The sequence below is a fragment of the Neobacillus sp. 19 genome, assembly GCF_049463095.1.
In the GTDB taxonomy this organism is placed as follows: domain Bacteria; phylum Bacillota; class Bacilli; order Bacillales; family Cytobacillaceae; genus Neobacillus.
The window spans coordinates 25,955-50,600 of the sequence record NZ_JBMPZU010000099.1; the positions used below are offsets into that span (position 1 = coordinate 25,955).

Sequence of the window (24,646 nt, forward strand, 5' to 3'; positions counted from 1 at the left end):
ATACGCTAGGCTTTTGCTTGGTTAAACATGTCAACAATGGAGGCAGACGGTCAACTTTAAGGAGTGAGAAATATGTATATTTCCGCAAGAGAGAGGCAAATCCTTGAAATTTTATTAAAGAATACGGATGAAGTGACCGTGAAAGACCTTGCAAATCAAATGGGTGTAAGCGGGAGAACGATTCACCGCGATTTAAAAAATGTAGCAGATATTCTAGGGGAATATGAACTGATATTACACAAAAAGTCAGGTGTTGGCGTCCAAATTACCGGCGATGATCATAGACTACGGGAACTGGAACGGTATTTGTTTAATCTCTCTCATTCGGAATACACTCCTGAAGAACGGCAAACGATTATTTTATGTGAGCTATTGGAAACCAATGAACCTGTAAAGCTTCTCGGTCTTGCCAACGATCTAAATGTCACGATTGCTACTGTAAGTGCTGATTTAACGAAATTGGAAGAGAGATTAACTAGCTTTGATTTAGCACTCATTCGAAGAAGAGGTTACGGTGTTGAAATCGAAGGGGATGAAGGTGCAAAAAGAAGGGCGATTAGCAATTTAATCTCTGAATATATTGATGAAGCTGAAATTCTCTCATTAACACGAGAAAACATTCAAAAGCGGTCAACAGAGCAAATTCATACTATTTCCGAAAAACTAATGGGACTTGTTGAACAGAAAAAACTCGCGATTGTTGAAAAAATAGTTCATTCAATTGTCAAAGAATTACCGTTTTCAATGGCAGATAGTGCCTATATTGCCTTAGTCGTTCATGTAGCGCTTGCGGTGGAGCGAATCCAAAAAGGTGAAGGAATCACCATTAATCCGGCTTATTTGGAAAATCAAAAAGTAACGAAGGAATATCAATTTGCAGAAAAGATTGTCGCTCAATTGGAACTGATTTTTTCTATTAATATACCAGAGGCTGAGGTTGCCTACATTACCATGCACTTAAAAGGTGCAAAACTGAGACATAATAATGAATTTATTAATGAAGAAACGAGTTTAGCAGTTGCTGTGAATACAAAGAAGCTCATTAGAGATGTTAGTGAATTAGCAGGGATTGATTTATCGGAAAATCGCTCTTTATTTGAAGGGCTTGTTACGCATTTAAAGCCAGCCATGTATCGAATGAAACAAAAAATGGGAATCAGCAACCCATTAATAGATAAGATAAAACTGGACTATGCAGATTTATTTGCCATTGTTAAACAGGCAACTGCGAAGGTTTTTCCTCATTTTACTGTTCCAGATGAAGAAACAGGGTATCTCGTTCTGCATTTTGGTGCGGCAATGATGGGCAGGCGAGAGCTTGTTAACTTTAGAACGCTAGTGGTCTGTTCAAGCGGAATCGGCACATCTAAGATGCTGGCAACAAGATTGCAAAAGGAGTTTCCTGAGCTGAGGCACATTCAACATGTATCGGTCATGGAATTTAAAAAGATGAACATAGATGAGTATCAATTAGTTCTTTCTACCATCCCGATTGCTGACTACGAAGCAGATTATATTATGGTTAATCCCTTTTTAAATAAAGAAGAGATTGAGAAGATTCGTTCCTTTATCAATAAATATAAAATCGTGAACAGTTCGGAGGAAAAACTCCCTGTCGCATTCCATACGAATGTGTGTAAAAAGGATCCGGCAGAATTAATGGAGGAAATGAATCATATCCGCGACTATGCTGGAACGATAGCCACTATTCTAAAAGGATTCGTTTTGAACCCAATTTGCGGGTATAACTCAATCAAGGAAATCATAACCGAAGCATGTCTAATGCTCTATCAAGGGAAAAAAATAGAGGATGTTGAAGCGGTTGTTCAGAATATCCTCGATAGGGAAAGGCTTGGGGGAGTGGGGATTCCTGAGACAGGAATGGCATTATACCATACCCGATCAACACATGTGATGGTGCCAAGCTTCAGTATGGCTGCCCTGCAAACACCACTTAAGGTAATAGGGATGGACGATCAGGAAATGGAAATGAACTACTTGCTATTACTGCTGTCACCGAGAAATATTTCGGAACAATCATTAGAAGTATTGAGTTTTGTCAGCTCACTATTAATTGAAAGTGAAGAAAATATAGCTGTTTTTCAATCGGGAGACTATGGAAAAATAGCTGGATTGCTTTCTGCCAGATTAGATCAATTTTTTACCGAGAAATTAAAAGGATTAAGGAGTGTGTAATGATGGAGAAATCGATTTTAGCAAAAGAAAATATTCTATTAAATGCTAGTGTTCGATCGAAGGAGGAAGCGATTCGCTTAACGGGAAGCATCCTCGTGGATAAAGGTTATGTTGAAGCAGCCTATATCGAAAAAATGCTTGAAAGAGAACATTTAACTTCCACTTTCATGGGGAACTTTTTAGCGATTCCGCATGGTACGGAGGATTCAAAGTCATTTGTGAAGGAATCGGGAATTTCCTTTGTTCAAGTACCACAAGGGGTGGACTTTGGTGCTGGAAATATCGTCAAGCTGTTAATTGGCATTGCCGGTAAAGATAACGAGCATTTAGACATTCTTTCGAATATTGCGATTGTCTGCTCAGAAGAGGAGAATATTGAAAAACTGGTTTCTGCAAAGTCAGCGGCTGAAATATTAGCCATCTTTGAAGAGGTGAACCTATAATGATGACTTTGATAAGTGCGCCCGAGTATAACTCAGGGCGTTTTTTGTATTCATCTTTTGGGTAGAAGACGATAGAATGGAAATAGAGTAGAGAAGATATCAGGTATAGTAAAAAAGTTTATCTGGACGAGGAGGCGTTTTTATGAAAAAACTTTGGTATGGCGGCACGATTTACACAATGGGGCAAGAGGGGGAAACGGTCGAAGCTGTTCTTGTTGAGGATGACCGTATTCTTGCAACGGGTTCATTTGCTGAACTTTGCGGACAAGCAGATGAACGAATTGATTTGCAAGGGGCCGTGATGTACCCGGGTTTCGTGGATAGTCATTTGCATATGATTTCCTTAGGTGAAAAGTTAGTTCGGCTGAATTTAGCAAAAGCAGGTTCTGCTGAAGAAATGCTAGAAATGGTCAAAGCAGCCGCGAAGACAGTCCCTGCTGATCAATGGCTGTTTGGCGAAGGCTGGAATGAAAATAACATGGCGGATCAACGCATTCCCACGATCGAGGAGCTTGACGCGATTCGCAAAGAGCCGATTTTCTTAACAAGAGTTTGCCGTCATGTTGTTCTTGGCAATTCTGCCGCACTTGCAGCTGGAGGTATTACGGAGGAAAGTGAGTCTCCAGCGGGTGGGGAAATTGGACGGAATGCCGAAGGAAAACTAAATGGTCTTTTATATGAAAAAGCAAGTGAATTAGTTACGGAAGTGATTTCAAGAGACGGGGAAGCCTATATTGATACATTAACAGAGGAGCTCAACCTGGCTGTTGATACGATGTTGTCCTATGGATTAACCGGTGGTCATACAGAGGAAATGTACTATTTCGGAGAATTTATCAATCCGCTCACAGCCTATCGCCGCGTTATTGGCGAAAAGCATCATTTCAGAGTCAACTTGCTGCGTCATAATGCGGTATTTGAAAAAATGATGAAGGCGAATGTGGAATTTGACGAACCCTTTATTGAACCGGGAGCCATGAAGATTTTTACGGATGGGTCATTAGGCGGTTCAACGGCGGCGTTATCGGAGCCATATGCAGATCAGCCGGATCAGAAAGGGCTGCTAATTCAAACAGATGAACAATTAGAAGAACTAGTGAAGCTTGCGCGACAATATGACGAAGCCGTTGCTGTACATATGATTGGGGATGCAGGAGCAGAACAAATTCTTAATGTAATTGAAAAATATCAAGCCCCGGCCGGCAAACGCGACCGCCTAATCCATGGTTGCGTGCTGCGTGAAGATTTAGTGGAGAGAATGGCGAAGTTACCGGTTGTCGTGGATGTACAGCCAGCATTTGTCCCATCAGATTTTCCATGGGTAATCAATCGACTCGGTGAAGAGCGGCTAGCCTTGGCCTATCCTTGGAAAACCCTATTAGACCGTGGAATTATGTGCGCGGGGGGGACGGATGCCCCGATAGAAGATATTAACCCGATTGCCTCTATTTATGCTGCCGTTGAACGGAAAAAGCCGAATGCAGAGCATAATGGGTATTTACCGGAACAAAAGCTATCACGTTTTGAAGCCGTTCAAATGTATACCATTGGCAGTGCCCAGGCTATTTGCAAAGAGCATGAACGCGGGTTGATAAAAACTGGCTACGTTGCTGACTTTTCAATTTTCGATCGTGATTTATTTGCCGGAACATCAGAAGAAATGCTTGAAGCAAAAGCTGTGAAAACAGTTGTTGCTGGACGAATAGTTTTTGAGCGTGCATGAGACAAAGGAAAAGCAAGGGGTCAGTCCTACGCTGTATCAAGCGGCGAAGGACTGACCCTTTTTTCCATTTCTTCACTCTTGCTTCCATTTCTTCATTCGATACTGTAAGCTTTGGCGGCTTAATCCGAGTGATTTAGCCGCTCTTGAGATATTAGAATCATGTTTTGCTAAAACATGTTCAATATACGTTTTTTCAAATAGCTCCATTTGATCTTTTAGCGGTATAGTGACATCTGAATTTCCTTTAATGAAGGTATCAACAGTGGAAAGAGGCATCATTCTCTCTCTCAGCTGAATTTTGCTCCGATATTGGTAGGGTAAATGGGGGTACATAATGTACTCTTCATCCATCATAATGTTCATAGCCGCCTCAATAATATGTTCAAGTTCACGGACATTCCCATGCCAATCATACTCAAGGAAAGATGATTTGACCTCTCCTGACAAGCCTTTTACATTCATCTGAAATCGTTCATTGTATTTTTCAATAAAATGCTCCACTAATAAGGGAATATCTTCTTTGCGCTCTTTAAGCGGCGGGACAAAGAGGGTCACGACTCCCAGCCGATAGTACAAATCTTTCCGCATCCGCTGATTGGCAATGGCGTCAATGGGATCCTCATTCATATTAGCAATGACCCTAACGTCAACAGGCGTATCCTTCGTATCACCGATTCGTCTGATTACTTTTTCCTGCAGGACGTGAAGCAATTTGGCCTGAAGATTAAGATTTAATGAGTTAATCTCATCCAGCAGCAGTGTGCCGCCGTTTGCCTGTTCAAATAATCCCGGGGTATCAATTGCCCCTGTGAAAGCACCACGCTTTGTACCGAAGAGAAGACTTTCAATTAAATTATCTGGTAAAGCAGCACAATTCTGCGAAATAAATGGCCCGGATAAACGCCCGCTCCCGTTATGAATGCTTTGGGCAAACAGCTCTTTCCCAGTACCCGTATCGCCGATAATCAAAACATACGAAGAGGTTCGGGTTGCCCGTTTAGCCGCTTCAATTACTTCCTGAATGGCAGGACTTGTGCCAATGATATTATCAAACGTATATCTAGTGGATCCTTTTTTGGTCAGATTGCTTTTCATGAGCCGTTCAAGCTTCGTTACATCTTTGGCAATTTCAACAGCACCCTGGAGTTTCTCATCAGTATAAATAGGAATCGTATTGTTTATCGTTGTAATTTCATGACCCTTATTATTAAAATAGGTCTGCTTTACGTTACTCGTTTCTTTGCCTTCATGCAGCGCTTTGACAAGCGTGCTGGATTGGTCGTCTTTAAACATAAATACATCTAATAAGTTTTTATCAATCACATCATGGAGATCCATAGATTCCATTTGCATCATTTTTTTATTATAAATAATGGTTTTGCCCGTTTCGTCTACCGCATGAACACCAACGTCCACTTCGTCCAAAATCCGTTTATACATACGTGTTAAATAGTACAAATCATTTTGTGATTTTTTCATCGTTTCTACCCCTTGTTCCATCCCTTATATCCCTATTTAATCAAATATGGGGTCATAACGCAAAAAAATTTTGCATTATTTTACTGTGGAAAATCAGTTTGTGCAAAACGTATTGGCTTTACACTGACAATTAAAAATCAAATGAAATCTATTCCCAATAATATGGTAAGAGCTTTTTTGCATCACTAGTGCAAAATTATTGTAAAATAGTGCAAAGGAATTTAGCATCTATGGCAAAATAATGTTCTAAAACAAAGGGTTTCATTATTGGTATAGAAATTGCATATATAAATAGATTAAAATAGTGATAATATTAGAAAGATTTGGTCGTTGATAATGTTCCAAGAATGAACTAATCTTTTATAAGCAAGAATCCAAATAGCTTCTTGTGCAAAATTTGCTATTTTAAAACAGTGAATTATATGGGTTTGAAAGCGCATTCTTTCAAAGGGAAGGGAGAAGGATTAATGAATTTACAGGAGAACAATACCACTCATGAACTAAAAAGAACCATGAAGACACGGCATTTGTTTATGATCTCTCTAGGAGGGGTAATTGGCTCAGGGCTTTTCTTAGGTTCAGGGTATACGATTAGCCAGGCTGGTCCGGCAGGTGCAATTCTTTCCTATGTTGTTGGCGGGTTCATCATGTTTTTAACCATGCTTTGTTTAGGTGAATTGTCCGTAGCCATGCCAGTTTCCGGTTCTTTTCAAACGTATACAACGAAGTTTATTGGTCCGGGAACAGGTTTTGCACTCGGTTGGCTTTATTGGCTAGGCTGGTCGGTAACGGTTGCATTGGAGCTGTTGTCTGCAGGGCAGCTTATGCAGCGGTGGTTTCCTGATTCACCTGTGTGGATCTGGTGTGCTATTTTTGCAGTGGTATTATTTTCACTCAATGCGCTTTCAGCTCGCGCCTTTGGGGAAACAGAATTTTGGTTTTCAAGCATTAAAATTTTTGCCATTCTTGCTTTTATAGTCCTTGGCGGGGCGGCAATGTTCGGCTTCATCGACTTGAAAGGCGGACAGCCAGCACCATTTCTTTCAAACTTTACAGCACATGGCTTCCTGCCACACGGGTTTACTGCTTTACTTATTACCATGATTGCGGTTAACTTTTCCTTCCAAGGCACAGAATTAATTGGGATTGCTGCCGGTGAAAGTGAAGAACCGGAGAAGACCATCCCAAAATCAATCAAGCAAACGGTATGGCGCACGTTATTTTTCTTTGTGTTAGCTATTTTTGTTCTCGCAAGCTTAATCCCTATGGAACAAGCAGGTGTTGTGGAAAGTCCCTTTGTCGTCGTTTTTGATAGTATTGGTATTCCTTATGCAGCGGACATTATGAACTTTGTTATTCTGACTGCTTTACTGTCTGTTGCGAACTCCGGACTGTATGCGGCCACCCGGATGTTATATGCGATGTCAAAAGAGAAGATGACGAGTCCTAAACTTACAAAAGTCAATAAACAAGGGGTTCCGTTTAACGCACTAGTGTTAACAATCGGGATTGCCTTATTATCATTATTGTCAGGGTTCTTTGCAGAAGAAACCGTCTTTGTTTGGCTGCTTTCCATTGCAGGATTAGGTGCCCAAGTAGGCTGGATTTCTATCACTGCATCGCAAATTGCCTTCCGCAGAAAGTTCATTCGCGAAGGCGGCAGAGTGGAGGATCTTAAATTTAGAACACCGCTTTACCCTCTGCTTCCAATCATTGCATTAACCTTGAATTGTATTGTATTGACCAGTTTAGCGTTTGACTCCGAGCAGCGTTTGGCTCTATATTTAGGAGTTCCATTTGTCATAGCTTGTTACTTAATCTATCATTTCAAAATTAAAAAGAACCGTGAGCATGACGGCACGGGTGAACAAGAATTACAACTGCAAGAAAATAAAAAAATGGTTATCTAGGAAGCAAGGGTTCTTTCCCTTGCTTCTTCTTTTTATATAGTTTTGCAAGTGCACTTTTTTCAGAAGATTCGTACAAAAGTGCACAAAAAAGTAATAAATTCCTCTTGTTACCAAAGGCCATCCGTATGAAAATTACTAGTAACATACTGGAAATGAAAGGGGAATCACAATGGAACACGCACAGCCACAACCGCTTGAGAAAATAAAAGTCCTTGATTTTACACGTGTATTAGCTGGACCATATTGCACGATGCTGTTAGCAGATATGGGAGCTGAAGTGATAAAAATAGAAAAGCCTGGTACAGGTGATGACACAAGAGGGTTCGGTCCATTTCAAAATAATGAAAGCGGATACTTTGTGTTTTTAAACAGGGGGAAGAAAAGTGTAGCACTCGATTTAAAAAAGCCTGAATCCATCGAGCTTATAATGGAATTAGTGAAGGAAGCAGATGTTGTGATCGAAAACTTCCGTCCAGGTGTCATGAAAAAGCTTGGTTTGGATTATGAAACATTAAAACAAATAAATTCCGGGATTGTTTACGCCTCTATCTCCGGCTTTGGACAGTATGGCCCGTATAGCGGGAGACCTGCCTATGATCTCGTTGCGCAAGCGATGGGCGGATTGGCAAGTATAACGGGGCACCCGAATCAGCCGCCGACACGCGCCGGGGCATCGCTCGGTGATATGAGTGCAGCCTTGTATGCGGCATATGGGATAATGGTCGCTTTATTTCATCGAGAACGAACAGGTGAAGGTCAATATATTGATGTAGCTATGGTTGATTCCATCTTCTCGCTATTAGAAAGTAATGTCATGCGGTATACAGTGGATCAAATTGTTCCTGAGAGAATTGGGAGCCGCCATCCGATTAGTTCGCCATTTGATATTTATAAAGCGCAAAATGGTTATGTCGTCATTGCGGTGGCAAATGATTCGCTTTTTAAACGATTATGTTTAATCATGGATCAGCCAGAACTCGAACAGGATGAGCGATTCTGCAGGGATGCATTAAGAACTGAACATGTGGATGAGCTTAAACCAATCATTGAAGAGTGGCTTCAGGCTTACACGGTCGAGGAAGCGGTAGAACTTATTAACAATGGCGGTGTTCCAAGCTCACCTATATTAAATATTCAAGAGATCTGTGAAGATGAACATATAGCCATTCGGGAAATGCTCGTCGAATTAGAGCATCCTGTTGCAGGGAAAATGAAAATAGTGGGGAATCCGGTAAAGTTCTCAAAAACGCCTGCAGTGATTCAAAGACCAAGCCCTTCTTTAGGTGAGCATACGGATGAAATTCTTGCGAAATATCAAAAGTCCGATCTGAAAAAATAATCGATGAATAGAAGAATAATAGGGGGAATGTAACGTGAATTTCGAATTAACGGAAGAACAGCAAAGTATTCGTAAAATGGTGCGGGATTTTAGCAGGGAGGTTCTGCAGCCTAAGGCAGCGGAATTGGATCAAGAAAATCGCTTTCCAACTGAGCATATCCCCAAGTTGGCCGAACTAGGATTAATGGGAATCGCCTATCCTGAAAAAGATGGCGGAGTTGGCGCTGATTCGATTGCGGAGGCGATCGCTGTTGAGGAGATTACGTATGCCTGCGCTGCCACAGGCTCCATCCTTACTGCCCATTATTTGGGAATTGATGGTCTTTATCTTGCTGCAAACGAGGAGCAACGGAAAAAATACTTAGTGCCGGGCTGTACCGGAGAGAAGTTATTTGCCTTTTGTCTGACTGAGCCAAATGGCGGGACCGATGTTTCCTCGATGAAGACGAATGCCAGGCTTGCAGGTGATGAATATGTCCTGAACGGCTCAAAGATTTTCATCACGAACGGAGCTTATGCGGATACATTGGTTGTATATGCAAAAACTGACACAGAAAAAGGCGCAAAAGGAATCAGTGCCTTCATCGTCGAAAAAGGGACTCCGGGATTATCATATGGGGCTGGGGACGATAAAATGGGGATTCGCGGTGCCCGTACACATGAAATCATCTTTGAGAACTGCCGTATACCAAAGGAGAATCTTGTTGGGAAAGAAGGGGATGGTTTTAAAATCGCGATGACAGTGGTAGACCGGGGGCGTATTGGGATTGCCTCCATGGCGATAGGTCTTTCCAAGGCCGCCCTTGATGCAGCTGTTTCTTATTCAAAAGAGCGCGTTGCCTTTAACCAATCGATTTCGCAGTTCCAAGGACTTCAATGGATGTTTGCTGAAATGGCTGCAGAACTTGAAATCGGCCGCTTGTATACGTACTATGCGGCTAGTCTTAAGGATAAAAAAGGGTACAGATTGTCGAAAGAAGCTTCCATTGCAAAGCTATTTACATCCGAAGCATCTAATCGCATCATTCATAAAGCCGTGCAAATTCATGGCGGTTACGGATTTATGAAGGAATATCCAGTGGAGCGTTTCTATCGGGATCAACGAATTTTGGAAATTTTTGAAGGAACTTCTCAAGTGCAAAAAATGGTCATTGCTAACTATGTCCTAAAATAATTTTATAAATGAAGGAAATCGTCAGGTCTATCGTGAATTAAACCAAGGACATCATTCTAAATATTCTATTTTTTCGTGAAACAAGGGAGAGCGAATCTATGTTTCAAACAATCCAATCACCAATAGGCAAGGAAATTTCCTGCAAAAATTGGGAAACAGAAGCATTATTGCGGCTATTCCTTAATAGCCTTGATCCCCGTGTGGCTGAAAACAGTGATGAATTGATTGTTTACGGCGGCAGGGGAAAAGCCGCCAGAAACAGGCAGGCGATGGAAGCGATCATCCGTGAGTTAAAACAGTTGGATGAAAACCATACATTATTGATTCAATCCGGAAAGCCAGTTGCGACTTTCCGGACTTTTCCGTTTTCCCCACGGGTCATCTCTTCTACTGCAATGGTTGTACCAAATTGGGCAAATGACGAATACTTCACCATGCTGGAAAAAAAGGGCTTAACGATGTATGGACAAGCGACAGCTGCGTCCTGGGCATACATTGGTGTCCAAGGTGTACTGCAAGCAACATTTGAAACGATGAGTGAAATCGCAAACCGGTATTACAATGGATCTTTAAAAGGGAAACTGGTTTTGACCTCCGGGCTTGGAGGAATGGGTTCGCCCAGCCCTTATCCGTAACCATGAATGGCGGAGTCTGTATCGTCGTAGAAGTTGATGAAGGAAAGATAAATAAGCGGCTGGTTAATAATTATTGCGATGTGAAAGTTCATTCACTTGATGAGGCTTTAAAGTTAGCGAAGGAAGCAATAGGGGCGGAAAGGGCACTTGCCATTGCATTGCATGGCAATGCAGCAGATATATTCTGCGAGATGGTCAATAAGGGTGTGACACCGGATATCGTGACCGATCAGACAGCTGTTCATGATTTATTAAATGGCTATATTCCTAGTGGATTAACCTTAGAGCAAGCGTTCTTCCTAAGGGGGAAAAGGCCGGAAAAATATCTGAAAATGGCGGAAGAAACCCTTGTTGCCCATGTGGAAGCCATGTGCAAGCTACAGGACAGAGGGGCAATCGTTTTTGACTATGGAAATAATATTCGGGGTCAAGCATATAAAGCAGGGTACGATCATGCCTTTTCATTCCCTGGCTTTATTTCTGAATATTTACGTCCCCTCTACTGTGAAGGGAGAGGACCATGCCGCTGGATTGCTCTCTCCGGAAACCCAGGGGATATATACAAATTGGATGAAGCGATTTTATCGACCTTTCGAAGCGACGAAAGGGTTTGCCGCTGGATTAAATTTGTTCAAGAAAGAATCTATTTCTATGGATTGCCGGCACGTACTTGCTGGTTGGATTACAATGAACGGAGTCAGATTGGTGAATTAATCAATGATATGGTAGCAAAAGGTGAGCTATCGGCCCCTATTGCAATTACTCGGGATCATTCAGAAGGCAGTACCATGGCTGCTCCAACCAGGGAAACAGAAGGAATGCCGGATGGGAGCGATGCCGTTGCAGATTGGCCGATTCTAAATGGATTGTTAAATGCTGTTTCCGGGGCAACGATGGTCAGCATTCAACATGGCGGCGGGGTAGGGATTGGGAACTCCATTCATTCCGGTATGACGGCAGTAGCGGATGGAAGCTTAGCTTCGTTAAAGAAATTAAAGAATTTACTCACTATTGATCCCGGTTTAAATATCATAAGACACGCAGATGCCGGCTACATAAAAGCGAACAACAGAGCGCGGGAGCTGGGCTTAAAAAGGCCTTTATAGCACTATATGCTGTTTCATTTAGCAAAGAAAGGTTGTGTTGAATTGAAGTCCAAGGTTTTAATCGTATCTGAAGATGAGTCTCTTTTAAAGAAAATGGAGCATGTAAATGAACTGCTTCATTCTCCCTTTTCTATTAAAAAGGTAAATTCGTTCCTTGAAAAGGATATAGAATACGATCCAGCCGAACCGGCTCTTGCAATCTTTTTTGATTTAGATAATAAAACGGCCAAAGAACAAAATGCCCTATTAGAAGGGATGGAGTACCAAAAATACCCCCATGTAATCGTGATGAACGTCCATTTTAGTCATGACGAAATCAGAGGCTTTTTTAAAAATGGTGTATTTGACTGTCTAAAAAAACCAATAAATGAAGAGGATATTTACAAGCTTTTCCTGGAATTGATCAAAGGAGGATCGCAGTCTCCAATTTCGACGCCTGCTAACCAAGAGATGGAGCACGTCAAAGACGATGTAAAGAGGAGTTTAGCGTATGATTTAATCTTTGGAAATGTTAAACATTCCAAGAAAATATGGGACCGGAGTCAACTTGCAGGATTATCTACCATACCTAATACATGTATGACCATCTGTATAGATAACTATCACCGATTAATGGAAAATAAGAGTGAGTCATGGGGGCAAACGATTAGAAAGGATATTATAAAGTGTGTCGATAAATATTTTGACCACAACCAAGTGGAGGATATGATCGTCATCATTAATGGGCCGGAAAAGGTAAATGTTCTCTTATCATTACCCGTGCTAAATAAAATAAAAGAGTTTAAGAAATTATCGACCATACATGCTGAAAAAATAAAGATAGATATTAAGGAAGGTACAGGATATTCGGTAACCATTGGTGTTGGGAACTATTATGAGGATGCTAGAAATCTCCATTTATCCTATCAAGAATCATTGCAGGCGCTTGCTAATAAATTTTTTACGGGGAGCAATGCCGTCATTCACTATGGAGATGTAGAGCCTTTTACGAATGAAATCGATCTTTTACAGATGAAAGAAATCGCTGTTATGGCAAATCAGTTAACGATAGGGGATTTCGACGGAGTAAAGAAAAGTTTAAACAGTGTCATAAGAATTATATCCTCCCAAAGAAATATAAATCCCAACTTATTCAAATTGCAAACCTTAGATCTACTTTCTACACTTGCACATGCCGCCATCAATGGGGGGGCACACCTGAAAGAAGTCCTGACGACCCAATTACAATATGCCAAAGAACTGCTTCTCCTGGAAAACCTGGAGCAGATTTGCCAATGGTTTTATGAAGTGGTCAATCAACTTTTAGAACATATCGTAAGCAATCATAATGAAAGTATGCTAAAGTCGGTCCAAAAGGCATTAATGTATATTAATCATCATTTCACAGAAGAAATCTCCCTGGAAAGCGTAGCAAAGCAAGCGCACTTAAGTCCGAATTACTTTAGCAATATTTTCAAAAAGACAACGGGCTCCTCCTTTATTGAATATCTTACTCATTTGCGGATCGATAAAGCGAAATCGATGCTGATGGATTTAAACTGCACCATTTATCAAATTTCTGAAGACGTCGGCTATAGAAATTCACGCTATTTCAGCAGGGTGTTTAAAGCATATATGGGTATGACCCCAAGTGAGTTTAGGAATTCCATGTTAGTAACAAATATTTCAAGCAGGGGATCAACAAGCTAAGAGGCACATGAACCATTCATGCGCCTTTTATTTATATATCCAAGGTTTCGATGAACCGGCTGGCAGTCTTTGAAAGCGGCCGATCCTTTAACCAAATTACGGAGGATTCAGTGTAGAATGGGTAATCTGAGATCTCCATTACTCTTATGAATTTAGTTGGAATATAGGTTATTAGACTCTTTGGCAGGATCGTGGCTCCAATTCCCGCAAAAACAAGCATGAGAAGTGTAGCGGCATCAGGGCATTCACAAACAATATTTAAATCGATGCCAATTCGGCTGCATTCATCAATGACCATTTGATGATAGCTTCTCTCTTCTTTACCGTTATGTAAAAGTAAAAGGGGCATTTCCTTTAATTCACTTAAGTGAATGTTTGTCTTTGAATCAGGCAGCTCCCATATTGGAGGCATGACGAGAACCAATGGTTCCTTTGGTAAACGAATAATTGAAAAAATATCTCTTTTGAAGGGAGAACGTAATATAGCGAGTTCAATCGTTCTATTTTCCAATTGTTCAATTAATTTCGAAGGGCTTTCCTCCCAAATCTTAAAAATAACTTGGGGATACCTTTCCCTGAATTGATATATTTTTTTAGAGAGAAATGGCAAACAAGAAATGTTTGTCCCAATAGTTAACAAACCCCGTAAGCCCTCTCCGGTGTCCTTTACCTCTGTGATCGTTTCTTCCAGTTGATTCAGAATGCTCTCAGCTCTTCTATATAACGATTTTCCCGCCTCAGTCAGGTTCATATTTCGGCCGTTTCTTTCGAACAAGGTCACACCCAGCTCTTGTTCTAATAATTTTAGTTGCCTGCTCAGGGGGGGCTGTGCCATATGGAGTCGCTGGGCTGCACGAGTAAGCTGACTTTCTTCAGCGATGACGACAAAGTAGCGAAGTTGCCTGATATCCATTTATGAAAGCCTCCTTCTATACTTTTATTATATATATTTATAACAATTTAAATAGTTTTTTTCTATTATTTAGAATGTTATTATTATATAAGTTAGAATTATTTAAAAATACAAAATATTCATTCGGCATTTAAGAAAGAGAGGTTGATAGAGAAAGGGTCAATCTTAAGTGAAAAATGTAAATGTAAGGGCAATTTCACTGTATGAATGGGTCGAGAAATCCATTACGGCTGAAAAATAAATAATAGGGGGATGGTAGTGAATGAAAAAACTTTGGATAATCGTTTTGCTTATTGTTATGGTAGTAGCGACTGGATGTTCAAATAACACATCGGGAAAAGAAGAGAGTAAATCCGGTGAGAAGTTATCTATAGCCGTCTCCACATGGGTAGGGTATGCCCCACTTTATATTGCTAAAGAAAAGGGGATTTTCAAAAAGAATGGCATTAATGTCGAATTGGTAAAGATGGAAAGCGTCTCTGACAGAAGAAGCTCAATGGCCGCAAACCGTATTCAAGGTTTTGCTACCACTGTAGATTCCCATGTTGTTACCGCAGCAAGTGATCTCCCAGTCGTACAGGTAGTAGCACTGGACGATTCTTATGGCGGGGATGGAATTGTAGCAAACAAAGAGATTAAAAGTTTGAAAGATCTTGTTGGAAAAACGGTAGCTGTACAAACGGACGGAGGAGCAAGCTTCTTTTGGTTCCTTTATCAATTAAATCAAGAGGGAATCAACTTTAAGGATATTAAGACGCAAAACATGACAGCTGGTGATGCGGGGGCAGCATTCGTAGCAAATAAGGTAGATGCGGCTGTTACATGGGAACCGTGGCTAAGTAAAGCAAAGGAGACTACTTTTGGAAGCGTTCTCACATCAAGTGACCAAACTCCGGGCGTTATTGCTGATACTATTGGGCTGCGAAAGGACTTTGTTGAGAAAAATCCAAAAGTGGTAAAGGCGTTAGTGAAATCCTGGTACGAAGCATTAGACTACATTCAAACGGATAAGGAAGATGCGATCGGGATCATGGCAAAGGCGATGGGGCAATCGAATGAAGAGCTTGAGGAATCATTAAATGGTGTTCGATTCTATGACCAGGAAAAAAATAAAGAATATTTCGGTACGAAAGAAAATCCAGGGAAATTGAATGAGCTTACAACTTTAAGTTCTAAATTATGGGTGGAGCTAAAGTTAATCGATAAAGAGCCAAATATCGATGAACTTATTGATTATTCATTTGTTCATTAAAGAGGGGGGAGATCCTATGGAAAAGGTGGCTAAAAATGAGGAGCTAGGTAATCAGGTGCCTCTACTGCCCTTTCAAAACGAACGAAAGGGAACACCTAGAAGAAGAAAGTGGCTTCAGCCGCAGGAAAACATACCACATACATTATATATTTGGGTCAGCATATCAAGTATCGTCATCTTATTCGTCATCTGGTCCTTGTTAACGTATACCGGAATAGTAGATCCACTTTTTCTGCCGACTCCAACCCAGATTATCCAATCGGGCATTACGCTATTTACTGAATTTGGGTTCATCAATGATATCGGGATTACAATCTATCGTGTGCTTGCCGGCTTTTTAATTGCGGTGATCATTGGGCTGCCGCTTGGCATATTAATGGGAACATTTAAAGTGGTGGAGGCCTTTTTTGAACCAGTCATTTCATCTGTACGGTACATGCCGGCATCTGCGTTCATTCCGCTTTTTATCTTGTGGATTGGTGTAGGCGAGATGGAGAAAATTACGATCATATTTGTTGGAACGTTCTTTTCGCTTGTCCTTATGACGGCGGTTGAAGTGTCAAATGTTCGAAGGGAGCTTTTAGAAGCTGCCTATACACTTGGGACTTCTACCTTTGGCGTATTACGTTCTGTCATTCTTCCGGCAGCTATTCCAGGTATTATGGAAACAATCAGGCTTATCCTTGGCTGGGCATGGTCTTATATTATTGTCGCGGAACTTGTCGCTTCAGCATCAGGGATTGGAAGCTTAATTCTGGAATCCCAGCGAATGTTGAAAACGGGTAATATCATTTTTGGAATCTTGACAATTGGAGCGTTAGGTTTGCTCTCAGATTTAATCTTAAAAGTGTCAATTCGAAAACTGTTCCCATGGAATTATGGAAGGTGAGGATAGGATGCTGAATCCGAAGGTACAAATTGATAATGTCACAAAAATATTCTCAGGTAACAGGAAGCATTCTCAAGTACTGGCAGTAGATCATGTCAGCCTGAACATTATGACCAACGAGTTTATTACCATCCTTGGTCCATCTGGATGTGGAAAATCTACCCTGCTGCGGATTGTGGCAGGACTTGAGGAACAGTCCTCGGGTCAGGTGTACCTTGATGGACATGAGGTTAACGGGCCATCTTCCAATAGGGGAATGGTTTTTCAGGCTTATTCCTTATTTCCATGGCTGACGGTGGAAGAAAATATCCAATTTGGATTGAAGAATAAAGGAATGAATGCTGCCCGGCGTAAAGAAATTGTTAAGGATTATATTGAATTAGTCAGGTTGACAGGTTTTGAGAAGCATTATCCTAAGCAGCTCTCTGGAGGAATGCAGCAGCGCGTCGCCATTGCAAGAGCTTTGGCGAATGACCCGGAGATTCTGCTGCTTGACGAACCATTTGGAGCGCTTGACAATCAGACCCGGACCCTAATGCAAGAGCTATTGCTGGAAATTTGGGAGAAGTCGAACAAAACCATTTTATTTATTACACATGATGTCGAGGAATCGATTTTCCTTGCCAACAGAGTCATTGTGATGACCTCAAGACCCGGCAGAATTAAAGCGGATATTCCAATTGAGCTTGAGCATCCTCGTCCATATAATATTAAAATGGCACCTCGTTTTCTTGAGTATAAAGAGCAGCTGACAGAATTGATCCGTGAGGAAAGCTTGAAGGCCATGATGGAAGTGAAATAGGCAAGTGGACCAAAGGGGAAGCTTAACTATTTGGACCCGCGATTTTTATAAAAAGGGGAGATAGATTTGTCTCAAGACCTATGGCGTAGAAGCGGAAGAAAGTTAAAGCCATATATACCCGGAAAAGCGATAGAAGAGGTAAAACGGGAATTGGGATTAGATGAAATCATTCGACTGGCTTCGAATGAAAATCCGTTTGGCCCGTCACCAAAAGCAGTGCAGGCTATGCAATTGGCCTTGCAGGAAAGCCAGTTATATCCTGAGCCAACAGGCAGGGAGCTTAGAGAAAAATTAGCGGGAATTTATCAACTCGCCCCCGATCAATTTCTAGTGGCAAATGGCGGGGATAATGTTATTACCTTAATTGGAACGGCTTATATTAATCCAGGTGATGAGGTTATCTATTGCACCCCTACGTTTCCTGCATATAGAACGATAACCTTGCTCATGGAAGGGATTCCTGTAGAGATTCCAGTGACTGAGGATTACACCTATGATCTGGACGGAATTCTCGCATCCATAAATGAAAATACCAAATTAATTTTTATCTGTAATCCTAATAATCCGACTGGAACCATTATAGAAGAAGACAAACTCGAGGCATTTCTGAAGCAAATACCATCACATGTGATCGTCGTGCTTGATGAAGCATATGTTGAATTTATTAACCGGGAAGGATACCGTACAGGAATTGATTTTGTCAAGGAAGGGTATCCGGTTATCTTTATACGTACATTCTCAAAATTGTACGGGTTAGCCGGAACGAGAATTGGCTACGTAGCTGGGAATGAAGAGTATATCGAGGCTATACGGGCAGTAAGAGAACCATTTGCTGCCAATCGAATGGCACAAGCAGGGGCAATTGCGGCTTTAGACGATATAGAATATAAACAGAAAAGTTTACAAGAAAATAAGCGAGAGGCGGAAATGCTGATCAAGGAACTGAGCGCTTTAGGGTTTAGCGTGACCGAAACACACGCAAATTTTCTGTTTGTCGATGTAAAAGAAGATGGAATGAAGCTATCGGATGCGCTCATGCGGGAAGGAATCCTTATTCGACCATGCGCAGCGTGGGGATTGCACACATATGTCCGTATTACCATTGGGACTGCGGAGCAGAATAAACGTCTAGTAAACTCGTTACGGAAAATCGGCCAGAAACTGCCCACATCATAATAAAAAAGGAGGAGATAAAGTGAAGGATGGAAGGCATTTAGTTTGGATCTTAGACGATGAATGGATTGATCATCAAATGGAAAAGGGAATCTATCAACAAGAGGGCTTTGAGGTAAAAGTAACACGCTCGGAGACGTTTGAGGAAGACCTCCCACTCTATGCGCCCTATGCGGACGGGGTAGTTGCTCAAGTTGGATTCCCATGTAAGGCTGATCTTATTGATAAACTGCAATCATGCAAGGTTATAGCTATTTCAGGGGTGGGCTTTAATCATGTTGATTTGGAGGCAGCCACTAACCGGGGAATTATTGTCTCAAATGTACCCGATTATTGTTCGGAAGAGGTTTCAGATCATACGATTACACTAATGCTGGCGGTCACTCGCCGCATCACTGCCTATAACCAAAAAGTGAAAGAGGGAAAATGGGATCCACTCGATACACTGCCCATTCGCCGGTTCAGGAATAACACCGTAGGATTGCTGGGCTTTGGCCGGATTGCCCGGATAGTAGCAGCAAAGCTTAAATCATTTGGTGTCCGCCTATTAGCCTATGATGAGTATGTTTCTGCAGAAACCTTCGATTCTTATGGGGTAGAGTCAGTATCGTTAAACGAATTGCTGCAGCAATCTACCATTCTAAGTTTACATGTACCACTTACATCGGAAACAGAAAACCTTCTAAACTATGAACGCCTCAAAATGCTGCCTAAAGGAGCGTTCATTATTAACACATGCCGCGGTGGTGTAATAAATGAGGTTGATTTAAAGAAGGCAATTAATGAAGGGCATATAGCAGGGGTAGGGCTCGATGTGCTGGCAAAGGAACCACCTGAACTGGACCATCCGCTCCTGACAATGGAAGAGGTTTTCGTTACACCGCATTCCTCCTACGTTTCAGAGGAATCCCTAACAGAGTTAAAGCGCAGGACCTGTCAGATTATTATCGACGGAGCCAAGGGAATACCACTTACTTATTCTTTAAATCAGGTTAAGGTGAAACTTTAAGTAATTTAGGGGGGGTTCCCCGCTGCGATAATGCGGCGGGGAACCCCCCTTTTTTCATATGTTAAGACAAGGGATTTTCATTTAAATAGCCGTTCCTGTTATAATGTAATTAATTCATTTGGAAGGAGACCTCTCAGGTGCGTTATTTGTTTATCTTGATTATTGCGATTCCTGCGGCAGAGATAGGGTTACTCCTTTTTTCCGGAAAAACGCTCGGAGTTTGGCCGACATTACTACTCATTATATTGACAGGTGTAGTTGGAGCGTATTTAGCAAAAAGAGAAGGCCTGCAAACCATTCAGAAGGCGCGTGTGCAGCTGCAAAACGGTCATATTCCAGGTGAAGCGTTATTAGATGGGATTTGTATATTGGTAGGCGGTATCCTGCTGCTTTTGCCGGGATTTATTACAGACATTGGCGGCTTTTTCATGCTATTTCCGCCAACAAGACGTGCAATTAAATTCCTCATGATTAATTCTTTGCGGAAAAAGATACAACGAGGCAATATAAAAATCATTAAATGAAAAACGCCAACTTCTCAATCGCTGGGAATTGGCGTTTTTTGGCGAAAAGGGCACGGTTAGATGACTTAATGATAAAATTTGGAATATTTGATATATTATTCATAATGGAAGTGTAATAAGGTGAAGGAAAAGGGAGGGAAAATGAATATGCCAAATTATTTGGGCAGGCCTAAATTAAAAATTCCTAAGTCAAAGAGTGAATGGATTTGGGATTTTATCGGATATTTATGTTTTTTGGGATCAATCATTGTGTTGCTTTTCGTTTGGAAAACACTGCCTGAAGAAGTACCTGGGCATTATAATGCAGCCGGTGAGGTGGATCGGTGGGGCTCCAAGTGGGAGCTTCTTATATTACTTTTTGTAGGGTTATTCATTGCAATTTTAATGGCGGTACTAGAAAAATTCCCTGAGGTACATAATTATCCTAAACGCTTTAATGAATCAAACGCCGAACAGTTTTATTTACATAGCCGAAGGCTGGTTAATCAGTTGAAAAATATCTGTCTCATTCTTTTTTCGCTCATTTTAATTGAATCTATTTCCATTGCTTTAGGCTGGGGAGCCAGGTTTGGTGTATGGTTTTTACCGCTCACGCTTATTGGAACAGGGATTCCAATAGTAATTGGAATGCTGAAACTAAAAAGAATTAACTAATCGAAGCATCAGAACCTCCTCTTGCTTCCATCTGCAGGAAATTATATAATTATTCATATATTTTTGAAATTAACAGCGTTGAGAAGGAAAAGTAAATAGGGCAGTATTTGATAGAGAGCTTCTGATGGTGGAAATGAAGTAAATGAACCCTTTTGAAAATGACCTTTGAGCTTCGCACCGAACGCTTCTAGCTAGTAGGCTGCGACGGGAATGGCACTCGTTATTACAGCAGCAGTATCTCTGAAAAAGACGTACTGATGGAGGCAAATAGTGTGAGCTATTTGTAAATGTAGGTGGTAACACGGGTATTCTCGTCCTAATCGTATTGATTAGGGCGTTTTTTTATTTCATTTTTTGGGAGGAATCTAAAATGACAATCGTAATCGGAGGGGCATGGCCTTATGCCAATGGATCGTTACATCTAGGCCATATTGCGGCACTGTTGCCAGGAGATATTTTAGCAAGGTATTACAGGCAAAAGGGAAAAAAGGTCCTTTACGTATCAGGAAGTGACTGCAATGGCACACCAATTTCAATTCGGGCTAATCAAGAACAAACAACAACGGAGATTATCGCAAACCGATATCATGAGGAGTTTTCTGAGTGCTTTAAGGAACTGGGCTTTACCTACGATCTTTATACAAGAACGGATGCAAAACATCACCATGAATCCGTTCAAGAGATATTTCTAAAATTGATGGAAAATGGTTATTTATATACGAAGAAGATTGAACAAGCATATTGTGAACATGATAAGCAGTTTCTGCCGGATCGTTTTGTGGAAGGGATTTGCCCGAATTGTGGGGCCAAAGCAAGAGGTGATCAGTGCGATAATTGTTCGAAAATTCTTGATCCACTGGATTTACTTGAAAAACGCTGTAAAATTTGCGGAAATGAGCCAGTTATTAAGGAAACGGAACATTTTTATTTTGCCTTTAGTCAATTGCAACAGGAGTTAGAGGATTTTGTCAACAAAGCAGATAAGGAGCAGCGCTGGCGGGAAAATGCTGTGGCGTTAACGAAAAGATACTTGCATGAAGGCGTTCCAGATAGAGCTGTTACCCGAGATTTGCCAAATGGTGTGGATGTTCCTGTTGTAGGATTTGAAGGGAAGAAAATTTATGTCTGGATCGAAGCTGTTGCGGGATATTTAACGGCTAGCTTAGAATGGGCTAAACAAAATAGTGTAAGCATTGACCAGCTATGGAATGAGGATTCAGTATCTTATTATGTTCACGGTAAGGACAATATCCCATTCCATACGGTTATTTGGCCCGCTATCTTAATGGGTATTAAGAGCAAAACTTTGCCGACGCATATTATTTCGAATGAATATCTAACATTGGAGAAAAGAAAGTTATCCACGAGCCGAAATTGGGCCGTCTGGGTTCCGTACATTTTAAGTAAATACGATCCCGACTCTATTCGCTATTTCTTAACCATCAATGCTCCGGAAAGTCGAGATACCGATTTCTCATGGCGTGAATTTATCTACAGCCACAATAGTGAGCTGCTTGGGGCCTATGGAAATTTTGTTAATCGCACGTTAAAGTTTATTGAAAAATCGTTTGATGGTAACATACCGCAAGCTGAAGTAGATACGCAGATTAAGAAAAATACGATTGATCTTTTCACTACTACTGGTGACTTAATTGAAAAAGGGCATTTTAAACAGGCCTTAGAGGGGATTTTTCAATATATCCGTCGTGCCAACCGTTATTTTGATGAACAACAACCATGGATTCAAGTAAAGGAAAACCCAATTAATGGCGATGTTACGCTGGCAACCTGTACCTATATCATTTTGAATTTAGCGCAATTACTGCAGCCATTTTTGCCCTTTTCTTCAGAGAAAATTCGAAAAATGTTAGGTGTCTCAAAGGTTGACTGGCATGAACAACACCAACTGCCAGAAAAATTAGAATCTGTCTTACCATTATTTGATCGGTTAGATATTCATTTGATTGAAAACGAATATAATCACTTGATAAAATCCTCAAAGTTATAATTTTTCTTAAACTATTCTAAATTCCTCTAAAAGACGATCTGGAAGATTGTGCTAAAATGGATGAAGAGCATAAATATTCCAGATTGAGAGGGATTGGTCAATAATGAGGAGCAAGGGGGAAAAAATGAAAACTAAAATCAGCATGCTTAATGATTACATAGAAAATTTGGCTGCCCACAATTATTTTAATGGGGCAGTTCTTGTTGGTTATAAAGGAGAAGTCCTGTTAAAGAAAGGGTTTGGATTCTCGTCTTTTCAGTATGATCTTCCAAATACGCCTGCTACTAAATTTCGTATTGGTTCATTAACGAAAGCATTCACCGCGATGGCGATTGTGAAACTGCATGGCAAAGGTGCTTTAAACCTTGACGATTCTCTCGATCCGTTTTTTCCGGATTATCCGAAGGGCGCTTCGATGACAATCCGCCATTTATTGAACCACTCATCGGGAATAGCAAACTTTACCTCTACACCGGATTATTGGACAAAGACGATGAGACTGCCGGCAACTTTGCAGGAGGTGATTGAATCGTTTCAGTCAATGCCGCTAGAGTTTGAACCCGGCACTAACATGAGTTACAGCAACTCCGGCTATTTATTATTAACAGCTATAATTGAAAAAGTTTCCGGGATGGAGTTTGCCGATTTTCTACAAAAGGAAATTTTCGATGAACTGGGTTTAACAAGCACTGGGGTTGATAACGGACGATCAATCGTTAAGTCACTGGCACAAGGCCATACTGTTTGGGAAAAAGTCGTTCATACAGATTACATCGACATGTCGTTCCCATTAGGCGCCTACGGGATGTATTCAACTGTTGAAGATTTATATCAATGGTGTCAGGCACTCTTGAAAAATTCATTAATTGATAAGAATTTACAGGATCAAATGTATACAAGCACAAATGGGTATGGGTTTGGCTGGTTCATCGAGGACGGTGCCCATAAGGAGGTAAGTCACTTCGGTGATATCAATGGCTTCGTCAATCAACTCGTGATGTATCCGGAAGAGGAACTGGTTGTGATAGTGTTAAGTAATATCAATATTACACCGGTTATGCAAATTAGCGGCGACCTAATTCGTATTGTTTTTGGAAAAGAGGTTGAGGGATTTCCACCGTTTAAACCGTTAAAGATAGAGAGTAAAAACCTAGTTGGGACGTATTTGAACGGTGAAGAGACTGTATCTATAAGTTTTGACAAAGAGCTTTATGCCATTGTTCCAAAATTGTACGGGGTGCCGTATAAGTTTAAACTGCTTCCAACCGAGGCAGATCAAGCAAGAGTCGTCTGCAAAAGCGATTGGATCCACGATACGTATATCTTCCGATTGAATGATAACGGACTGCCACTATCAATAGAATTAATAGACTCATATGGTGCCAGAACTGAGTTTGTTAGAGATAAATAAAAATAGGAAAGGGTGAGGCTGGGGTTGAATAAAAACAGAATAAAAATGCTAGTTCCAATCGTTTTATCCATTGTTATTCTTATAAGTGGAGTGATTAGATTCCTCCAAATGAAAAGTAATTATGAGGCAAATCAGATTAAATTAGAAGCATGTATTGATATTGGGGGAACAGTGGTGATAGAACAGAAACATGTTCTAGCTCTTTCCTCCGCTACATGTGAAGAAAGTTAATCCATATCTTGATTAGATTTACTAGTCAAAAGACGAATCAAACGTTTGATTAAAATTCTAAGGTCCTATACAGGACTGTCGAAAAA

Annotated in this window: 19 protein-coding genes, 1 pseudogene and 1 other annotated feature; of the genes and pseudogenes, 18 read left to right on the top strand and 2 right to left on the bottom strand. The window is 40.9% G+C overall.

Annotation, left to right across the window (positions count from 1 at the left end):
* Positions 1-72: 72 nt before the first annotated feature.
* The 3 genes from ACO1D1_RS26460 (at position 73) to ACO1D1_RS26470 (ending at position 4,362) form a co-directional block, all read left to right on the top strand.
* On the top strand, positions 73-2,196 hold the full coding sequence (locus tag ACO1D1_RS26460) for a BglG family transcription antiterminator (RefSeq protein WP_423337636.1): 2,124 nt from the start codon (positions 73-75) through the stop codon (positions 2,194-2,196).
* A gap of 2 nt (positions 2,197-2,198) precedes the next feature.
* Positions 2,199-2,639 carry a PTS sugar transporter subunit IIA gene (locus tag ACO1D1_RS26465; RefSeq protein ID WP_423337708.1) on the top strand — a complete coding sequence of 147 codons (441 nt, stop codon included), beginning with the start codon at positions 2,199-2,201 and terminating at the stop codon, positions 2,637-2,639.
* Positions 2,640-2,781: 142 nt separating this feature from the next.
* Positions 2,782-4,362 (top strand): amidohydrolase, encoded by a 1,581-nt coding sequence (locus ACO1D1_RS26470; protein ID WP_423337637.1) that lies wholly within the window; start codon positions 2,782-2,784, stop codon positions 4,360-4,362.
* A 72-nt stretch (positions 4,363-4,434) separates the two neighbouring features.
* Here the strand turns inward: ACO1D1_RS26470 and ACO1D1_RS26475 are convergent, their stop codons facing one another.
* Complete coding sequence (locus ACO1D1_RS26475) at positions 4,435-5,841, bottom strand: sigma-54 interaction domain-containing protein (protein WP_423337638.1); 1,407 nt, start codon at positions 5,839-5,841, stop codon at positions 4,435-4,437.
* 467 nt (positions 5,842-6,308) lie between these two features.
* Here ACO1D1_RS26475 and ACO1D1_RS26480 point away from each other — a divergent pair, with 467 nt between their 5' ends.
* The 5 genes and pseudogenes from ACO1D1_RS26480 (at position 6,309) to ACO1D1_RS26500 (ending at position 13,694) form a co-directional block, all read left to right on the top strand.
* On the top strand, positions 6,309-7,751 hold the full coding sequence (locus ACO1D1_RS26480; protein WP_423337639.1) for an amino acid permease: 1,443 nt from the start codon (positions 6,309-6,311) through the stop codon (positions 7,749-7,751).
* A gap of 169 nt (positions 7,752-7,920) precedes the next feature.
* Positions 7,921-9,090: a CaiB/BaiF CoA transferase family protein gene (locus tag ACO1D1_RS26485; RefSeq protein ID WP_423337640.1), complete on the top strand. Its 1,170-nt coding sequence runs from the start codon at positions 7,921-7,923 to the stop codon at positions 9,088-9,090.
* Between the two features lie 34 nt (positions 9,091-9,124).
* The gene (locus tag ACO1D1_RS26490) at positions 9,125-10,264 is read left to right on the top strand and encodes an acyl-CoA dehydrogenase family protein (RefSeq protein ID WP_423337641.1); all 1,140 of its coding nucleotides are present in this window, start codon (positions 9,125-9,127) and stop codon (positions 10,262-10,264) included.
* A gap of 98 nt (positions 10,265-10,362) precedes the next feature.
* A pseudogene (hutU, locus tag ACO1D1_RS26495) lies at positions 10,363-12,005 on the top strand (urocanate hydratase).
* Between the two features lie 42 nt (positions 12,006-12,047).
* A complete protein-coding gene (locus tag ACO1D1_RS26500; protein ID WP_423337642.1) occupies positions 12,048-13,694 on the top strand; it encodes an AraC family transcriptional regulator in 1,647 nt (548 codons plus the stop codon).
* A gap of 31 nt (positions 13,695-13,725) precedes the next feature.
* Here ACO1D1_RS26500 and ACO1D1_RS26505 read toward each other — a convergent pair whose 3' ends face one another.
* Positions 13,726-14,607 (bottom strand): LysR family transcriptional regulator, encoded by an 882-nt coding sequence (locus ACO1D1_RS26505; protein WP_149868181.1) that lies wholly within the window; start codon positions 14,605-14,607, stop codon positions 13,726-13,728.
* A 262-nt stretch (positions 14,608-14,869) separates the two neighbouring features.
* Here ACO1D1_RS26505 and ACO1D1_RS26510 point away from each other — a divergent pair, with 262 nt between their 5' ends.
* From ACO1D1_RS26510 to ACO1D1_RS26555, 10 genes are all read left to right on the top strand, one after another.
* The gene (locus tag ACO1D1_RS26510; RefSeq protein ID WP_423337643.1) at positions 14,870-15,859 is read left to right on the top strand and encodes an ABC transporter substrate-binding protein; all 990 of its coding nucleotides are present in this window, start codon (positions 14,870-14,872) and stop codon (positions 15,857-15,859) included.
* 16 nt (positions 15,860-15,875) lie between these two features.
* Positions 15,876-16,748: an ABC transporter permease gene (locus ACO1D1_RS26515; protein WP_423337644.1), complete on the top strand. Its 873-nt coding sequence runs from the start codon at positions 15,876-15,878 to the stop codon at positions 16,746-16,748.
* 7 nt (positions 16,749-16,755) lie between these two features.
* Positions 16,756-17,550 carry an ABC transporter ATP-binding protein gene (locus ACO1D1_RS26520; protein ID WP_423337645.1) on the top strand — a complete coding sequence of 265 codons (795 nt, stop codon included), beginning with the start codon at positions 16,756-16,758 and terminating at the stop codon, positions 17,548-17,550.
* A gap of 66 nt (positions 17,551-17,616) precedes the next feature.
* On the top strand, positions 17,617-18,726 hold the full coding sequence (gene hisC, locus ACO1D1_RS26525) for a histidinol-phosphate transaminase (protein ID WP_423337646.1): 1,110 nt from the start codon (positions 17,617-17,619) through the stop codon (positions 18,724-18,726).
* A 19-nt stretch (positions 18,727-18,745) separates the two neighbouring features.
* The gene (locus tag ACO1D1_RS26530; protein ID WP_149868186.1) at positions 18,746-19,732 is read left to right on the top strand and encodes a C-terminal binding protein; all 987 of its coding nucleotides are present in this window, start codon (positions 18,746-18,748) and stop codon (positions 19,730-19,732) included.
* Between the two features lie 137 nt (positions 19,733-19,869).
* On the top strand, positions 19,870-20,256 hold the full coding sequence (locus tag ACO1D1_RS26535; protein WP_423337647.1) for an FxsA family protein: 387 nt from the start codon (positions 19,870-19,872) through the stop codon (positions 20,254-20,256).
* Positions 20,257-20,403: 147 nt separating this feature from the next.
* Positions 20,404-20,910, top strand: a complete 507-nt coding sequence (locus ACO1D1_RS26540; RefSeq protein ID WP_149868188.1) for a DUF1648 domain-containing protein — start codon at positions 20,404-20,406, stop codon at positions 20,908-20,910.
* Positions 20,911-20,979: 69 nt separating this feature from the next.
* Positions 20,980-21,232: a binding site (T-box leader), on the top strand.
* Between the two features lie 48 nt (positions 21,233-21,280).
* Positions 21,281-22,918 (top strand): methionine--tRNA ligase, encoded by a 1,638-nt coding sequence (gene metG / locus ACO1D1_RS26545; RefSeq protein WP_423337648.1) that lies wholly within the window; start codon positions 21,281-21,283, stop codon positions 22,916-22,918.
* A 124-nt stretch (positions 22,919-23,042) separates the two neighbouring features.
* Positions 23,043-24,329 carry a serine hydrolase domain-containing protein gene (locus ACO1D1_RS26550; protein WP_423337649.1) on the top strand — a complete coding sequence of 429 codons (1,287 nt, stop codon included), beginning with the start codon at positions 23,043-23,045 and terminating at the stop codon, positions 24,327-24,329.
* A 45-nt stretch (positions 24,330-24,374) separates the two neighbouring features.
* Positions 24,375-24,560, top strand: a complete 186-nt coding sequence (locus tag ACO1D1_RS26555; protein WP_423337650.1) for a hypothetical protein — start codon at positions 24,375-24,377, stop codon at positions 24,558-24,560.
* Positions 24,561-24,646 lie beyond the last annotated feature (86 nt).